The sequence below is a fragment of the Deltaproteobacteria bacterium genome, from assembly GCA_030654105.1.
GTDB lineage: Bacteria > Desulfobacterota > SM23-61 > SM23-61 > SM23-61 > JAHJQK01.
The window spans coordinates 1-15,616 of the sequence record JAURYC010000340.1; the positions used below are offsets into that span (position 1 = coordinate 1).

The following is a 15,616-nucleotide window of genomic DNA, read 5'->3' on the forward strand; positions in this document are numbered from 1 at the left end:
TCGGCAGGAGTCAGCGTGCCCCCGGGGAACAAAGTAATCTTCACTCTTCCCTGGGTCCTTTTTTCGATTTCTTTTGCCCATTCGCCGGCCAGGACTGTATTTTTATGGGGTGCCGGGAAAAAGATCGAATAAGAGAGCTCAATGGGTTTCGTTTGGGCCATTGCCCCAGGAAGGGAAAATAATAATCCCGCCCCGGCCCCTAACATAAATACCCACATAAAAATTAGTTTCCCGCGATTCATTTTTTACCCTCCCTTAAAAAATTTTCATCGTATTGAATCCACTATAAACCGTCAAGATTTTTAATTTTTTATTTGCGCCGGTCGATTACTTTCAGGGCTTTTCCTTCTTTTGGGTGTAAACTCTCCGGAGCTACCAGTTTGACCTTCGCGGTTACCCCGATGATTTCCCGGATTTTCCGCTCGATCTTTGAGGAAATATTCTGCAGGATTTTGATTTCGTCCGAGAAAACCCTTTCATTGACTTCTACCTTTACTTCCAGGGTATCTACTCCCTCTACCCGGTCCACAATGATCTGGTAGCTCGGCTCCACTCCATCCACTTCCACGAGGATGGATTCTACCTGCGAGGGGAAAACGTTCACTCCTTTGATGATGATGATGTCATCGCTTCGCCCCAACACTTTTTTCATGCGCACCAGGGTACGGCCGCAGGGACAGGGGGAGAAGTCCAAAGAAGTGATATCCCGCGTCCGGAAGCGAACCAAAGGGAAAGCCTCTTTGCTCAAGGTGGTCAAAACCAATTCCCCCTCGGCGCCCGGAGGAAGGATCTGGAGCGTCTGGGGGTCGATGATCTCTGGAATAAAATGGTCCTCGTAGAGGTGCAGCCCGTTCTTGAATTCGCACTCGGCCGCCACCCCTGGGCCCATTACCTCGCTCACGCCATAATTATCGGTAACGCTGATGAACAGGCGGTCCTCGATCTCCTTGCGCATGGATTCGGGGCAAGGCTCCCCCCCAAAAAGGCCGAGCTTGAGGGATAGATTTTTAGGGTCGATTCCCTCCTTCCCCATGTATCGGGCCAGAAGTAGGGCATAAGAAGGCGTGCTGACCAGCGCTGTGGTCTTGTAATCTTGCATGATCAGGACCTGCTTACTGGTGTTACCGGTGGACATGGGAATCACGGAAGCTCCGATGAGCTCCGCTCCATGGTGGAGCCCGAAGGCCCCGGTGAAAAGACCGTACTTGAAGGTAATCTGGACCACATCATCTTTGGTTACCCCTCCGGCCGTGAGAACCCTCGCGGTCAGTTGGCTCCAATGGTGTAGGTCATTGCGGGTGTAGCCGGTGACCGTGGGTTTTCCCGTGACTCCCGAGGAGGAGTGAATGCGCACAACCTCCCGCAGGGGAAGGGCGAACAGGCCATAAGGATAACCCTGGCGCAGATCCTCCTTAGCGGTAAGAGGAAATCCGCCCAGGTCCTTGACGGACTGAATTTCATCCGGAAGTATCTTCAACAGGTCGAACCTCTTTTTATAGAAGGAGACGTTGCGATAGACCCGGTTCAAGGTAGACTGTAGGCGTTCCAGTTGGAGTTGCGCAATCTCCTCCCGTTCCATACATTCATAACGACGGTCCCAGATCATTGCTTCCCTCCCTTACTCCCATATCTCCCGGTATTCTTTCCCCAAATAAGCCCGCTGGACCTCTTTATTATTCAATAAATCCTGCGTCTCCCCTTCCAGGATGATCCGGCCAGTCTCGATAATGTAGCCTCGGTCCGCAACCTTCAAAGCTGCTTTGGCGTTTTGTTCCACTAAGAGGATCGTCGTGGCCCGGCTTCGTAAAGTTTGAATGGTTTGAAAAATATCATTAACGACTTTGGGCGCCAGGCCCATGGATGGTTCGTCTAAGAGCAGAAGTTTCGGCCGGGCCATGAGAGTCCGACCGATAGCCACCATCTGCTGCTCTCCGCCGGAAAGAGTGCCAGCCCGTTGTTTGGTTCTTTCTTTCAGTACGGGAAAGAGTTCAAAAATGGAATCCAAATCTTTCAGTACCTCTTTTTTTTCTTCCCGTCGAAAGCGAACGTAGGCGCCGAGGATAAGATTGTCGAGCACACTGAGGGGGGCAAAAATCTGCCGGCCTTCCGGAACCTGGCCTACACCCAGGTGGAGAATGCGTTCGGCTGGCAGCCCGGTAATATTCTGCCCGCCAAACCATAGGCGTCCCTTGGCCGGGATATGGATCCCTGAAATAATTTTCAAGAGGGTGCTTTTCCCCGCACCATTGGCCCCCAGTAGCGTAACGATTTCTCCTGCGCTGACGTGGACGGAAACATTGCGCAAAGCCTGGATCGCTCCATAGAAAGCACTGATGCTTTCCACCCTAAGCATTTCCGGTTTCCTCCCCAAGATAAGCGGCAATGACTTCCGGGTTCCGTTGGATGTCCCGCGGAGCTCCTTCGGCGATCTTCTTCCCGTAATTAAGGACCAACACCTCATCGGAGATTTCCATGACCAGGCTCATGTCATGTTCCACGAGCATAATGGTAATCCCTCTTTCGCGGATGCGCAGGATCGTTTCCGACAGTTTGCCCGTCTCCCGCATATTCAACCCGGCGGCGGGCTCGTCGAGCAAAAGAAGCTTGGGCTGGGTGGCCAGAGCGCGGGCAATTTCCAAAAGCTTCTGCTCTCCCAGAGGAAGGGCCGAAGCCTTCATCACACCCTTTTCTTCCAGCCCCATAAATTGGAGTTCTTCCCAGGCTTTCTCTTTTATCTCTCTTTCCTCTTTCCGCATTCCGGGCAGACGAAGGCCCGCGCTGAAGAGGCCGGAAACGGTTTGAATATGCCTTCCCACCATGACATTCTCCAGAACGGTCATGTTTCCGAAAAGTTCTAAATTCTGAAAAGTCCGGGAAATTCCTAAACGGGCGATGGTGTGAGGTTTCAGGCCATTGAGGGATCGGCCGGCAAACTGCAAAACTCCTCCTGTAGGGGGAATGATTCCCGTGATCAAATTAAAAAGAGTCGTTTTCCCCGCCCCGTTGGGCCCGATGACCGATTTCACCCCATCCTTGACCACGGTGAAGTCCAAAAGATCGATGGCCCGCAGGCCGCCGAAAGATTTTTGTAACCCCTCTACCTGGAGAATCCTCTCGTTCATGGATCTTCGGTCTTAATTCCTTTTTTTCTCAAAGAGTTTACGTACCCCGAGTAAAATTCCCTGGGGCATGAAGAGAAGGACTACCATCAGAATGCCCCCATAAGCCAAGACTTCGAAATCTTCTAATCCCCGGAGGTACTCTGGGAGTAAGGTGAGAACCATCGCTCCCAGAAGGGCACCCCAAATCGTCTCCGCCCCTCCCACGACGACCATCATCAAGAGCAAAATGGAAAACATCAGGCTGAAGGAACTCGGGCTGATGAAGGTGACAAAATGGGCATAAAGGCTACCCGCAATTGAAGCATAGACCGCACTCAATACGAAAACCTGTACTTTGTACCGGGAAGCATCCACCCCCATGGCGTTGGCCGCTATCTCACTCCCGTGAACGGCTCGCAGGGCTCGTCCCACGCGCGAGTTGATCACGTTGAGCGAAAAAAGAAGCAGGAGAATGACGAACCCCCATACGAGGTATAGATATCTTGCCCCTTCCAGGGAATATCCCATAAAAGTTAGAATAGGAATTCCCGAAAGCCCGGAAGGTCCACCCGTTAAAGGAGAGAGTTCATTGAAGACAATGAACAAAATTTCGCCAAAACCCAAGGTGGCTACGGCCATGTAGTGACCTTTGAGCCTAAGGGTGGGTTTCCCCACCAAAAAAGCAATGATGGCCGAGAGAAAAATGCCGGCCAAAAAGGCAGCGAGGGGGTGGATAGAATATTGGGTGGTCAAGATCCCCGAGGAATAGGCCCCCAGGCCGAAAAAACCCGCATGTCCCAGGGAAATCTGCCCGGTATACCCCATGAGCAAGCTCAGGCCCATGGTGATGATCCCGTTGATGCCTAAAAATATAAGGATGCTGATATAATACTCGTTGCCGCCGACGAGCCACGGGAAAATAGCGATGATAAGGAAAACGAATAGAAGGGGGTAAAAATCTTTTTTGCCCATTGCAGCCCTTTAAAATTTCTTCAGCTGGCTTTCCTCGGCACTTCCCAGGAGGCCACTGGGTTTCACCCAGAGAATCACCAGGAGGACCAGAAGAGCAATCGCATCCTTATATCCGGAAGAGATCAAGCCAGCCCCTAAGGATTCCAAAATGCCAATGATGAATCCAGCGGCGATAGCGCCCACCCCACTCCCCAATCCTCCGAGAACTGCCGCAGCAAACCCCTTTAAGGCTAAGAGGGGACCCCGATCATATTCCATAAGGGTTATGGGTGTAATAATGGCTCCGGCTACGGCCCCGACGGCCGCACTCAAACCGAAAGAAAGAAGGACCAATTTCCGCACGTTGATTCCAACGAGCCTTGCTGCCAGAGGATTGAAGGAGCAGGCGGTCATGGCTTTCCCCGTCAGCGTACGATTGAAGAAAAGGCCGATCCCAAAAACTGCGAGGAAGGTGATCCCGAAGATCCAGAAAATCTGCGGCTGGAGAGTCGCTCCCCATAATTGGATTGACTGGCCGCCGCTGAAAGCGGGTAGGCCATAGGGGTCCTTACCCCAGAGGAACATCGCCACGCCCCGAAAGAGAATAGAAGCTGCTAAGGTGATCATGATCAAGGTGATCATGGACGCATTTTTTAAAGGATGAATTGCTAAACGTTCAAAAAGGGCACCCAACAACATGACCACGGCTACGGTTAAAACAAATCCAATTAGCAGAGGAATTTTTAATACGGCCGTGCAGAAGACCATAATCAGGCCCCCGAGCATGACAAACTCGCCCTGGGCGAGGTTGATGATTCCGGTGGCATTATAGATCATGGTAAACCCCAGAGCCACCAAGGCATAGATGCTCCCCAAGGTTAAGCCGGTGAAAAGAAATTGGATTAACTGACTCGTTAAGCTCATTTTAGGAACCGCGCTTGCCGGATAGAAAAAAAGCGCTTTAGGCCTTCAACAAAGAATTGACGTCGAAGGCCGCAGCGCTTTTTAAAAAAAATAATACCCGAAAAAAAAATGACGCAGGTCTCCGCCGATCTCTCCAGTACAGAAATGGCCGTAGAAATTTGCAATGACCCCCATTTCTTTTTTATCCGTCATTGAAGTTTCCCTCAAATCAGCGTTCTTCTGCGTCCCCAATATTTCCAATCAGTCGGCGAATGCCCAATCGCCGTCTTTGACCACGATCATTTCGAAGGCATCTTTTTTGAGGCCGGTGTGATCTTCCGGGGACATGTTAAAAATGCCTCCGGTTCCAGGCCAATTTTTAATCTTGGTTTCTAAATAATCTCGAATTTTCCCTTTATTGGGGCCCACGGCCTTCAAGGCATCGCTAACCATCATAATCGCATCGTAGGCATGGCCGCCGAAGGTACTCACATCCGTCTTAAAGCGTTTTTCATACTCCGTTTTATACTTCACGATGATGGATTTCTGGGGGTGGTCGGCCCGAATTTTTTCGGCAACGACCAGCCGACCCAACGGGCAAAGAACGCCTTCCGCCGCGCCTCCGGCCAGTTCGATGTTCCTCTTTGACCCGAAACCATGGCTCTGATAGAGAGGGATCTTCATGGATAGTTGATTCCAGTTCTTGGTGACAATGACCTGAGGAGGCCCGACCGACCAGTTGACCACAGCTTGGGCATCCGTTCCTTTGATCTTGGTCAATTGGGCGGTCATATCGGAATCTTTCGGGCCATAGAGTTCATCCGCTACAATTGAAATCCCATAAGAGGGGGCCACTCTCTTCAGCTCCTGGCGGCCGAAACTTCCAAAGCCGTCCGTCACCGTGATGATCGCTATTTTGGAGATTCCTTTTTTCTTCATGTGGTCATAGATGGCCTCCACCGCGGAGGTGTCGGTTTGAGGGGTCTTAAAGATCCATTTATTCTGTTTCTTGGGCATCTCGAAGGTCTTCGCGGAGACAATGCGGTCCAATTCCGCTTTCGGGGTAACGATGGAGAGGCCTGCTGCGCAAGAAATCAAAGGAGTTTGAGCCTTCTCCATGATGGGAACGACTGCCATGCTTTCTCCCGTAGTGGATGGACCTAAGATGGCCACCACTTTATCTTTTTCCAGAAGCTTGCGAACGGCGAGGACCGCCTGGGCCACATCACTCTTGGTGTCTTCGACGATCATCTTCAGGGGATGCCCTTGAATTCCCCCCGCGGCATTGACCCACTCTTCGACCATTTTCACGGTATTCCGCTCCGGCTCGCCCAGGAAAGACGCTCCCCCGGTCACACTCAATACAGCACCTACGGTATAAGGAGCCTTCTCTTTTCCTAAAACCCCGGAAAAGGAAAATAGGATTAAAATATTGACGGCGAGAATGACAGTAAAAATTTTTTTAAACATACCCTTACCCCTCCTGTTTTATTTTCCCCCTCAAAGGGGGGAACCATTTTTCAATATATTCCATTCTCTTTGCAATTCCCGCTAAAGAGAATAAACTTTCCTTCCCTCTAAAAGCCGAACTTTTTTTTCGGAGAGAACTGCAATGGCCCGGTCGGTTTCATCGAAACGGAAAATAATAATGGCATTCTCTCCGCTCTGATGGACGAAAGCATACAGGTATTCCACGTTGATTTTGGCTTCGGCTAAAACTTTCATAATCTCCGCCAACCCGCCCGGCCGGTCGGGAACTTCAACGGCAACCACTTCCGTCTTTCTGGCTGTAAAACCCTTCTGCCCCAATACTTCCTTGGCTTTTTCATTGTCGTTGACAATCAACCGCAAGATGCCAAAGTCTTTGGTATCGGCCAAAGAAAGAGCCCGGATATTCACTCCTGTCTCTCCCAGGATACGGGTTACCTCGGCTAGGGCGCCAGGCTTATTCTCCAGAAAAACCGAGATCTGTTCAACTTTCATCTTTGCCTCCAAGGTAAGAGGTTTAAATTAGGACGCAGATTTTCGCAGATTCACGCAGAAAAAGAATAAAAAGAATTCTGTCTCCTGTCTTTCAATCCTGACAATCTGCGTTCATCCGCGTCCAATAAGATTAAATTTTTCGTTTATCAATCACCCTTTGGGCTTTGCCTTCGCTGCGTTGGATGGTCTTCGGCTCTACCAGTTTTACCGCAGCTGTGATTCCGAGCAAGTCTTTGATATCCTTCTCGATCCTTCGTCCCAACACCTGAAGGTCTTTGACCTCATCGGAAAAACCCTTCTCGTTGACTTCCACTTGTACTTCGAGGGTGTCCAGATTTCCTTGGCGATCTACGATCAGTAGGTAATGCGGCTCCACCCCTTCGACGTTCATCAGCACGCTCTCGATCTGAGAAGGAAAAACATTCACCCCCCGAATGATGAGCATATCGTCGCTGCGCCCGCTGACTCGCTCCATGCGCACATGCGTCCGCCCGCATTTGCAGGGCTGAGGATAAAGAACCGAGATGTCCCGGGTGCGGTAACGGATTAAAGGGAAGGCTTCCTTGGTAATAGTGGTGAAAACCAGTTCCCCCTTCTCCCCATAAGGGAGAACTTCTCCGGTCCGGGGGTTGATAATCTCCGGGATGAAATGGTCTTCGAATATGTGCAGGCCCCGCTTGGCTTCAATACACTCAATGCTCACGCCGGGGCCGATGACTTCACTTAACCCATAAATATCTATGGCATCAATATTGAGCTGGCGTTCAATCTCATCGCGCATTTTCTCGGACCAGGGTTCGGCTCCGAAAATACCCACCTTCAATTTCAGTTTTTTAATATCCACCCCCATTTCTTCGGCGGTTTCAGCTAAAAATAGGGCATACGAGGGTGTGCAGGTTAACACCGTGGACCCAAAATCCTGCATGATAATAATCTGGCGCTTGCTGTTGCCTCCGGAGATGGGAATAACCGAAGCGCCCAGTTTTTCCGCGCCGTAGTGGACTCCTAATCCCCCCGTAAAAAGCCCATACCCATAGGCGTTGTGGATAAAGTCGTTTTTTTGCGCGCCGGCGGCCGCAAGGGAGCGGGCCATCAGCTCGGCCCAGGTGTTAATATCCCGGCGCGTGTAACCAACCACAGTTTGTTTCCCCGTCGTCCCGGAAGAAGCATGGATGCGCACCACCTGTTCCATCGGCACGGCAAAAAGGCCAAAGGGGTAATTGTCCCGCAGGTCTAATTTCGTGGTGAAGGGAAGGTGTTGTAGGTCTTTTAAGGATTTAATATCTCCAGGCCGGATGCTGGCTTCGTCAAATTTTTTCTTGTAGAAAGGAACTGTGGCATAGACCCTTTCCGCTGTGGCCATAAGGCGTTTGAGTTGCAAAGCCTCCAATGCTTCTCGCGGTAAGGTCTCTAATTCTTCATCCCAGATCATTGAAAAGTCCTCCAGGCGTTAGTCATTGGTCATTCGTCATTGGTAATTGCCCATTGCCTTTTGCCTATCACCTATTGCCCAATTTTTTATACCACCAGAAATCGTTATTCTCAACAGGATCATAGTACCGGTAAGAATTATTGATCCATATCTTGGGAGCACGCTGGATCTCGTCAGATTCATGAATCAGGCGACCGAAGCCCATTACCATTCCCACAAGAGCTCCATGTTTACGAACAGCTTGGAGAGCGTAGTGGGAACACGTAGGATAACTTGGGCATCGATCTCCGTCTACCGGGCTGATGTAGGTTTGAAAAAACCCAATGAGTCCTTGTACTACCATTTCACCAGGGGAAGATGCTTTTTCTGTATTCCGTACCTTTCCAGTCGCAGGGGAAGATTCATCCTTCCAGGGTTCTGCCCACCGGTCTTCTCCGGCTAACCCCTCCCTTTTACTGAAACTCACAAGTAGGAGGCTGAAGAACAGGATAATGAGGGTTACCTTAAAAAACATAGTTCAATGAAAGCACGGGACTTTTCCCTTGGATAGAAACTCCCACGGAAAGCGGTCCTCCCTTTTCCAGGTAGTCAAGGTATTCTTGTTTCTTTCTTCTGTTGTATTTGTGGGCACTGGCTACTGCGCTGTAGATATTTCCACTATACCACCCCAACTCAAAAAAGGTCAAGATTCCACCGACGACGTAATTTTTCCGTTCGAAAGCTTCCACCATCCCCCAAATAAAAGCCCCGTTGAGAAGGAAGGCGATGGATGCATCCCGGTATCGTTCGCAGTACAGGTGTCCTGATCCCGGGACAATGGCGGCCAGGACTCCCGCCGCCGTCGGAGACTTTTGGGGAATTTCATGGATCCGGTCCAATCCTTGAGCAAAATATTCACTTTTGAGATATAATTTACTACTTTTATTAATCTTTCTGTATTCGTAGGAAGCTTCTTGCCATTTTTCCTCTTTCAGGTAGGTGGCAGCAATCTGCCACTGGGCCTCATCGGCAGTTGGTGCGTCGGCAGCTTCTTCTTTGGCCTTCCCGAAGAAGAAACGGGCCTGGGAATATTCTTTCTTCTCCTTAAAACAAAGACCCGTAAGGAGCATGGCTTCTGCTTTGTATCGGGTAGAAGGAAATTTTTTGATCAGATTATCGTTAGCAGCAATTGCTTCATCCCATTTCATCCCATTGAAATAAGATCGACCAATTTTCCACTGCGCTTCCTCAGTTCGGATATTGTGGGGAAAGAAAAAAAGAAAACGTTTATATTCGGTGATCGCTCGATAATAATCCCCTTCTTGAAAAAAATGGTCAGCCAGATCCATCTGTAATTTGGCGTCGACCGATATCTTTTCCTCTTCCGCGGACAAACCCGCAGAGGGGGAAAAGAAAAAAATTAGCAAAAAAAATAATTGAACCCCAAACAGCTTTATCAGCTTTTTATCCTTGGGCCTCAATTCAGGCACTCCTGCCCAATTGAAAGGCCTCAAGGTTAATTTTTTGGGCTTGGGGGGGAAAACGGCGCAGGAGGTTTTCTGTCCAAATTTTTTCGGTGATGGAAAGGAAATTATACAAAACACCCAATAAGACCACATTGACGGCCCGCACATCCCCTGCCTTTAAAGCCAGGTCCCTGGCTGGAATGCTCTTGATCTTGGCGGCCCGTTGCGAGAGGATGGCGGCGACTTTCTACGGGTAATTATCCGTCCCCAGAGAAACCGAAGGAGGGTTAAGGCGCTGCTCATTCAAAAGAATGGTTGGTTTCGGCCCCAAAAAATGTATATAGCGGAGCGCTTCCAGCTCTTCGAAGGCCATATAAATATCCACTTCCCCTTCTTTAATCAGGGGAGAAAAAACCTTCGGACCAAAGCGAACATGGGTGGAAACGCTTCCCCCCCTCTGGGCCATACCGTGAACTTCACTCTTCTTCACGTCGAAACCCGCATCCATAAAAACATCCGCCAAAATCTCGGAAGCAAGGATAATGCCCTGCCCCCCTACCCCGACCATCAAGATGTTGGTAACTTTATTCTCCATTGCTTTCCTTTATCGCTCCCCATTTGCAGATCTGTTCGCAGAGCGTGCAGCCATTACACAAGAAGCGGTCGATAAAAGCCCTGCCTTTTCTTTTCTTTCCCTTGGCATTCATTCCTTCTTCTTTGACCCACTCGATGGCCGGACACCCCAATCGTAAACACGCCCGGCATCCTGTGCATGATTCGAAGCTGACGAAAAAAGCTTTCCCCGTGACCGCTCTCTCCCTCCGGGAAAGGACGCAAGGGGCCCGCGCAATAATTACCGAAGGCTCCGGGCGCTGAATCTCTCGTTTGATCACGCGCTCAGTAGCGGCCAATTGGTAAGGGTTGACGACTTTCACGTGTTTCACCCCCAGGGCTTTCGCCAGCTTGACCAGGTCCACCTGAAAAGTTTCTTCCCCCTGCAGGGTAAATCCTGTTCCTGGATGGTCCTGCCTTCCGGTCATGGCTGTGGTGCGGTTATCCAGGATGATGAGCGTCACCGCCCCCTTGTTGTAAACAACGTTCAAAAGCCCGGTAATCCCCGAGTGAAGAAACGTGGAATCTCCAATGACTGCCACTACCTTCCCCAGGGCTTCTTCTCCCAGGGCTTTGTCCAGACCCATGGCATGTCCGATGGAGGCGCCCATGCAGACGCAGGTATCGATGGCGCTGAGGGGCGGAAGAAAGCCCAAGGTATAGCACCCTATGTCCCCGGTGACGAATAACTTCAATTTGCTCAGGATAGAGAATATTCCCCGGTGGGGACATCCGGGACACAAGATGGGAGGTCGGGCCGGTAGAGTTTTGGAAATCTCTTCCACCGGGGGTGGAGCAAAACCCTTTAACCCTTTGGCAACTAAGGCAGGGGTTAGCTCCCCGCAAAGCGGGAAGGCAGCCTTGCCGGTGGCTTCAATCCCCATCGCCCGTACCTGTTCTTCGATAAATGGGTCCAGTTCCTCTACCACGAAGAGTTTTTCCAGCCGGGAGGCGAATGATCGAATGAGTTCCTTGGGTAGCGGAAACACCATGCCCAACTTCAAAAAAGAAGCTTCCGGCAGGGCTTCTTTAGCGTATTGGTAAGAGATGCCGCTGGTGATGATCCCGATTTTGTTGTCCCCCCATTCGATCCGGTTTCCGGTAAAGGTTTCCGCAAAAAGGGAAAGATCTTCCAGGCGTTTTTCAACCAGGGGGTGACGCTTACGGGCGTTGGCCGGGAGCATAACAAATTTCATCGGGTCTTTGCTAAGCTTGGGCGGGGCCATTGGCTCCGAAGGTTCTTTGGTAAGGACAATGGACTTGGAATGCGACACCCGGGTGGTAGTGCGCAACATTACGGGGGTATCGAATTTCTCGCTCAATGAAAAGGCCAATTCCGTAAAGTCCTTGGCCTCCTGGCTATCGCTGGGTTCCAGCATGGGAACCTTGGCAAATTTGGCATAGTTCCGGTTGTCCTGCTCATTCTGAGAGCTGTGCATTTCCGGGTCGTCAGCCGTGACTAAAACCAGCCCCCCGCGCAACCCCGTATAGGATAGAGTGAATAGGGGATCTGCCGCCACATTGACACCCACATGTTTCATAACGACTAAGGCCCGAACTCCCCCAAATGCTGCCCCCATCCCTGTTTCCAAGGCCACTTTTTCATTCGGAGACCATTCAACATGCATTCCTTTATGGGTGTTCAAGGTTTCCAAGATCTCGGTGCTGGGGGTGCCTGGATATGCGGCAGCTACTTTCACGCCGCTCTCGTACGCCCCGCGGGCAATGGCTTCATTTCCAGATAATACGACGCGTTTTTCGGTCATTCCTTTACCCCTTGAGTTCACTGACTTTTCGTTGGATGAATTCCGCCATCCGGGAGTTCGGGTTCCTGGTCAAGGCCTTCTGGTATACCTCCAAAGCTTTCTGTTTTTGGTTTAACGCTTCGTAACAGCGGGCAGCGCCAAGTAGTCCTTCTCCCTGGAAGGGACTGCGATCTTCTTCCATGTTCTTTTGATAATTTTCCAGAGCCTTGGCAAAATCCCCCTTGGATTCATAACAATGCGCCAGCCCATCAAGAGCCATGACTCGGAAGGGTCCTTCCAGACAGCGGGAATATGCCGCTATGGCTTGATCGTATTCTTTTAAGGCAAAATGGCAATGGCCAATGTAAACCTGGGATACCTGGGAAACGTTGCCCCGGCTGTAGACCGCAAGGGCTTCGCGGAATTTTTCCATTGATTTTTTGTAGTTTTCTCTCTCACCCTCGGCGTTTGGACCTTTTAAAAATGCTTCCTGGTATTGCTGAAGAGCTTGCTGCTGGATGGCTTGGGCCTTCCCTTCCTGCCAAAGAAGGTAAGAATAACCTCCCAAACCGGCGGCCACTACGGCAACGGCAATGATTCCATATAAGGCAATCTGTCGCCGGTGGCCACGAACGTATTGAATAATTTTTCCGGTGGTTGAAATAAATTCATCCGGTTCTTTCAATAATTTCTTGCGCGATACTTTTTTACCGGGCATTGACCGTTTCCCCTCCTCCCCAAAAAAAATTGAAAATAAACCCCTACTCTTTTTTATCCAAAAAGAAACTTTTCTTTGGGAAATACCCAAATAAGCCCTACGGGTGGAAATTTATAGATTGCAGGTCTTTGGCCTCGATCTGGAAGGTTCCGAACTCTGCTTTGCCGTAAAACTTCGAGAGTTTGTCCACCCTTATTTCAACCCTTTTCCGCTCACGCAGGGAGATTTCCAACAGGATTTTGTTTCCTTCCTGCCCCTGGAATTGAACCTGGGAAATGATTTCGAAAGGAACGGCTACATCGGCGCTCCCGCGTTTTCCCGTAATAACAACCATGCCACCGTGGCTGAATTGCGAGAGGGAAGTCTTGACTCCCTGGCGGTCAATAACTACCACAGAAAAATTCTTTTTTGGCTCAGGGATCTTATCAATGGGAGAATTGCCACCCAATCCCCCCATTCCCATGAGGAATAAAAAGGAAATCATAACCCCTACCGCGGCGATAAATTTTTTCATCACGGCGCCCCCTCTTTTGCCCCTTCCCGCATTTTGAAATTTTTGTCGCTTAACTGGGGCGAAATAGGAATTTTTTACTTCATAACATTTTTCAGCAAAAATGACAATCGGAAATATCCTGGCCCCCCTTCACTTTTCAATAAATTGATGAATGCACAGTGATAGACGAAGCCCGGGATCGCTTCCCGGACCCGACGGGGAGGCGAGCGTAAATATCTCATTGACAGAAGAAGGTCCACTCCGTTATTTTGGTTTTAGTCAATTTTCTGATACTACCCGTTTCCCAGGTAACGGAAAATCGAAAATTTTAAAAAAACAAAAGGAAAAAATGATTTGGCCCCCCGGATCGGCAAACGTTGGGAAGTCCGTCCCTCTAAGGGCTTCGATGATTCACCCTTAAAAGAGTTAGGAATCTCTTCTCTTACGGCTCAGGTTCTGTCTAACCGGGGGATTTCCAATGTGGAACAGGCCAGGCGCTTCATCTCTCCCGCCCTTTCAGATCTCCCGAATCCCTTTACCATGAAGGATATGGATAAAGCCGTCGCGCGTATTGCCAAGGCTATCCTGCAAAACGAAAAAATCACCATTTTCGGGGATTACGACGTGGATGGCACAACCGCGACAGCCCTCTTGCTCCTCTTCCTGAAAAAAGCCGGGGGTGCGGTGGACTTTTACCTTCCCCATCGGTTGAAGGAAGGTTATGGACTAAACCTGGAAGCTGTTAAAAAGATCCACGCCCGCGGCACCAAATTGATGATCACAGCAGATTGCGGAATCAGCAATGACGAGGAGATCCGCTGGGCAATGGCCAATGGGCTGGAGGTTATCGTCACCGACCACCATGAGGTTCCGGACAACCTTCCTCCGGCTTTGGCCATTTTAAATCCGAAGCAAAAAAAATGTCCCTATCCCTTCAAAGACCTGGCCGGTGTAGGCGTAGCTTTCAACCTGGTAATCGCCTTACGCAGTACTCTGCGGGAGAAAGGTCTCTGGGAAGGCACTGGCGTTCCCAATCTGAAGGAATATCTGGATCTGGTCGCCCTGGGAACGGTTGCCGATGTGGTTCCCCTCTTGGAGGTCAATCGCGTCCTGGTCAAACATGGTTTGGGACAACTCACTCGTTCCACCCGCCCCGGTATCTTGGCTTTAAAAGAAGTATCAGGGATGGGCGGAACGCCAGTGGATACCACCGGAATCAATTTTCGTTTTGCGCCCCGGATCAATGCTGCTGGGCGCATGGAAGAGGCTGACGAAGTCGTCCGCCTTCTCTTAACGGAGGATGAGGAGGAAGCTCGGAAGATTGCTGCCCATTTGGATCAACTGAATTCTCACCGCCAGAGAATCGAAGAAAAAATTCTCGCCGAGGCTAAAGGGATGATTGACTCCCCTGCCATGGCTCAGGGAAAAAAATCTATCGTCTTAGCATCCACGAACTGGCATCCCGGCATAATAGGCATTGTAGCTTCGCGTCTCACCGAGGAATACTATCGCCCCACCATCCTCATTGCCTTGCAGGAAAATCTAGGGAAAGGGTCTGGCCGCTCCATTGATCCTTTTTCCCTCTATGAGGGGCTGAAAGCTTGCCGGGCTTCGATGGTAACTTTTGGCGGCCACGACCAGGCTGCTGGTTTGGTCATCCGCGCCGAGTGCATTCCCGGTTTTATCCAGGCTTTCGAAGAAATCGTAAGCGCCAGCCTCCAAGAAGAAGACTTCATTCCTCGTCTCGCCATCGATGCGATCGCTCGACTCGATCAGATGAATGAATCTTTCCTCGCTGAGCTCGAATCCCTTTCTCCTTTTGGGGCGGCGAACCCGGCGCCAGTTTTGGCGCTGGAAAATCTAACCGTGCTGGACTCCAGATTGGTCGGAAAAGGTCATTTACGCCTGCGCATCAAGGAAGGTCGAGTAACCCGGAAGGCAATCGGTTTCAATATGGCTTCTTGGCATCCCCTATCTACCGAACACATGAAAATGGCGCTTACCCCCTCAATCGGTTTTTTTCAGGGGAAGCGTACCCTGGAATTAAAAATTGTCGACCTCAAACCCGCGGATTAGAACTTTGGAATTTCCTTATGGGACACGGATGAACACAGATTTTTAGGATATTAAACGAAAAAAATAAATATCCGTGGATATCTGTGGAAATCTGTGTCCAAACTAAACAACCCTCGACTATAAGTCGAGGGGTTTTATGAAGGGTCGATTCCAAATC

General features: G+C 50.2%; 15 protein-coding genes and 1 pseudogene. 1 reads left to right on the forward strand and 15 read right to left on the reverse strand.

Annotated features, from left to right (window positions below; all coding sequences use genetic code 11):
- From Q7V48_14895 to Q7V48_14965, 15 genes and pseudogenes are all read right to left on the reverse strand, one after another.
- Nucleotides 1-242 (reverse strand): C4-dicarboxylate ABC transporter substrate-binding protein (locus Q7V48_14895; GenBank protein MDO9212014.1); only part of this gene is annotated, 242 nt, incomplete at its 3' end.
- Between the two features lie 68 nt (nucleotides 243-310).
- On the reverse strand, nucleotides 311-1,606 hold the full coding sequence (locus tag Q7V48_14900; GenBank protein ID MDO9212015.1) for a phenylacetate--CoA ligase: 1,296 nt from the start codon (nucleotides 1,604-1,606) through the stop codon (nucleotides 311-313).
- Nucleotides 1,607-1,618: 12 nt separating this feature from the next.
- Complete coding sequence (locus tag Q7V48_14905; GenBank protein ID MDO9212016.1) at nucleotides 1,619-2,353, reverse strand: ABC transporter ATP-binding protein; 735 nt, start codon at nucleotides 2,351-2,353, stop codon at nucleotides 1,619-1,621.
- On the reverse strand, nucleotides 2,346-3,122 hold the full coding sequence (locus tag Q7V48_14910) for an ABC transporter ATP-binding protein (GenBank protein ID MDO9212017.1): 777 nt from the start codon (nucleotides 3,120-3,122) through the stop codon (nucleotides 2,346-2,348). The genes Q7V48_14905 and Q7V48_14910 overlap by 8 nt, the downstream gene beginning before the upstream one ends.
- A 12-nt stretch (nucleotides 3,123-3,134) precedes the next feature.
- Nucleotides 3,135-4,073, reverse strand: a complete 939-nt coding sequence (locus tag Q7V48_14915) for a branched-chain amino acid ABC transporter permease (GenBank protein MDO9212018.1) — start codon at nucleotides 4,071-4,073, stop codon at nucleotides 3,135-3,137.
- 9 nt (nucleotides 4,074-4,082) lie between these two features.
- On the reverse strand, nucleotides 4,083-4,976 hold the full coding sequence (locus Q7V48_14920; GenBank protein ID MDO9212019.1) for a branched-chain amino acid ABC transporter permease: 894 nt from the start codon (nucleotides 4,974-4,976) through the stop codon (nucleotides 4,083-4,085).
- A gap of 240 nt (nucleotides 4,977-5,216) precedes the next feature.
- Nucleotides 5,217-6,425 carry an ABC transporter substrate-binding protein gene (locus Q7V48_14925; protein MDO9212020.1) on the reverse strand — a complete coding sequence of 403 codons (1,209 nt, stop codon included), beginning with the start codon at nucleotides 6,423-6,425 and terminating at the stop codon, nucleotides 5,217-5,219.
- A gap of 81 nt (nucleotides 6,426-6,506) precedes the next feature.
- The gene (locus Q7V48_14930) at nucleotides 6,507-6,938 is read right to left on the reverse strand and encodes an ACT domain-containing protein (protein ID MDO9212021.1); all 432 of its coding nucleotides are present in this window, start codon (nucleotides 6,936-6,938) and stop codon (nucleotides 6,507-6,509) included.
- Nucleotides 6,939-7,068: 130 nt separating this feature from the next.
- Nucleotides 7,069-8,370: a phenylacetate--CoA ligase gene (locus Q7V48_14935; protein ID MDO9212022.1), complete on the reverse strand. Its 1,302-nt coding sequence runs from the start codon at nucleotides 8,368-8,370 to the stop codon at nucleotides 7,069-7,071.
- Between the two features lie 67 nt (nucleotides 8,371-8,437).
- Nucleotides 8,438-8,713, reverse strand: a complete 276-nt coding sequence (gene yidD / locus Q7V48_14940) for a membrane protein insertion efficiency factor YidD (protein ID MDO9212023.1) — start codon at nucleotides 8,711-8,713, stop codon at nucleotides 8,438-8,440.
- A gap of 160 nt (nucleotides 8,714-8,873) precedes the next feature.
- Nucleotides 8,874-9,776, reverse strand: a complete 903-nt coding sequence (locus Q7V48_14945; protein MDO9212024.1) for a tetratricopeptide repeat protein — start codon at nucleotides 9,774-9,776, stop codon at nucleotides 8,874-8,876.
- 55 nt (nucleotides 9,777-9,831) lie between these two features.
- Nucleotides 9,832-10,383, reverse strand: a pseudogene (locus Q7V48_14950) (indolepyruvate oxidoreductase subunit beta).
- A 16-nt stretch (nucleotides 10,384-10,399) separates the two neighbouring features.
- The gene (iorA, locus tag Q7V48_14955) at nucleotides 10,400-12,193 is read right to left on the reverse strand and encodes an indolepyruvate ferredoxin oxidoreductase subunit alpha (GenBank protein MDO9212025.1); all 1,794 of its coding nucleotides are present in this window, start codon (nucleotides 12,191-12,193) and stop codon (nucleotides 10,400-10,402) included.
- 4 nt (nucleotides 12,194-12,197) lie between these two features.
- Entirely contained in the window at nucleotides 12,198-12,890 is a 693-nt protein-coding gene (locus Q7V48_14960; protein MDO9212026.1) for a tetratricopeptide repeat protein, read from the reverse strand.
- 97 nt (nucleotides 12,891-12,987) lie between these two features.
- A complete protein-coding gene (locus Q7V48_14965; GenBank protein MDO9212027.1) occupies nucleotides 12,988-13,404 on the reverse strand; it encodes a hypothetical protein in 417 nt (138 codons plus the stop codon).
- Nucleotides 13,405-13,737: 333 nt separating this feature from the next.
- Here Q7V48_14965 and recJ point away from each other — a divergent pair, with 333 nt between their 5' ends.
- Nucleotides 13,738-15,459, forward strand: coding sequence for a single-stranded-DNA-specific exonuclease RecJ (gene recJ / locus Q7V48_14970; GenBank protein ID MDO9212028.1), 1,722 nt, complete (start codon nucleotides 13,738-13,740; stop codon nucleotides 15,457-15,459).
- The last annotated feature ends 157 nt before the right edge of the window (nucleotides 15,460-15,616 follow it).

What these genes read in the sequence shown, in the direction of transcription:
- Q7V48_14965 (MDO9212027.1), bottom strand. Translation starts at nt 13,404, where the DNA reads ATGAAAAAATTTATCGCCGCGGTAGGGGTTATGATTTCCTTTTTATTC.
- Q7V48_14915 (MDO9212018.1), bottom strand. Translation starts at nt 4,073, where the DNA reads ATGGGCAAAAAAGATTTTTACCCCCTTCTATTCGTTTTCCTTATCATC.
- Q7V48_14930 (MDO9212021.1), bottom strand. Translation starts at nt 6,938, where the DNA reads ATGAAAGTTGAACAGATCTCGGTTTTTCTGGAGAATAAGCCTGGCGCC.
- Q7V48_14910 (MDO9212017.1), bottom strand. Translation starts at nt 3,122, where the DNA reads ATGAACGAGAGGATTCTCCAGGTAGAGGGGTTACAAAAATCTTTCGGC.
- yidD (MDO9212023.1), bottom strand. Translation starts at nt 8,713, where the DNA reads ATGGTAGTACAAGGACTCATTGGGTTTTTTCAAACCTACATCAGCCCG.
- Q7V48_14905 (MDO9212016.1), bottom strand. Translation starts at nt 2,353, where the DNA reads ATGCTTAGGGTGGAAAGCATCAGTGCTTTCTATGGAGCGATCCAGGCT.
- Q7V48_14900 (MDO9212015.1), bottom strand. Translation starts at nt 1,606, where the DNA reads ATGATCTGGGACCGTCGTTATGAATGTATGGAACGGGAGGAGATTGCG.
- Q7V48_14935 (MDO9212022.1), bottom strand. Translation starts at nt 8,370, where the DNA reads ATGATCTGGGATGAAGAATTAGAGACCTTACCGCGAGAAGCATTGGAG.
- iorA (MDO9212025.1), bottom strand. Translation starts at nt 12,193, where the DNA reads ATGACCGAAAAACGCGTCGTATTATCTGGAAATGAAGCCATTGCCCGC.
- Q7V48_14920 (MDO9212019.1), bottom strand. Translation starts at nt 4,976, where the DNA reads ATGAGCTTAACGAGTCAGTTAATCCAATTTCTTTTCACCGGCTTAACC.
- Q7V48_14925 (MDO9212020.1), bottom strand. Translation starts at nt 6,425, where the DNA reads ATGTTTAAAAAAATTTTTACTGTCATTCTCGCCGTCAATATTTTAATC.
- Q7V48_14960 (MDO9212026.1), bottom strand. Translation starts at nt 12,890, where the DNA reads ATGCCCGGTAAAAAAGTATCGCGCAAGAAATTATTGAAAGAACCGGAT.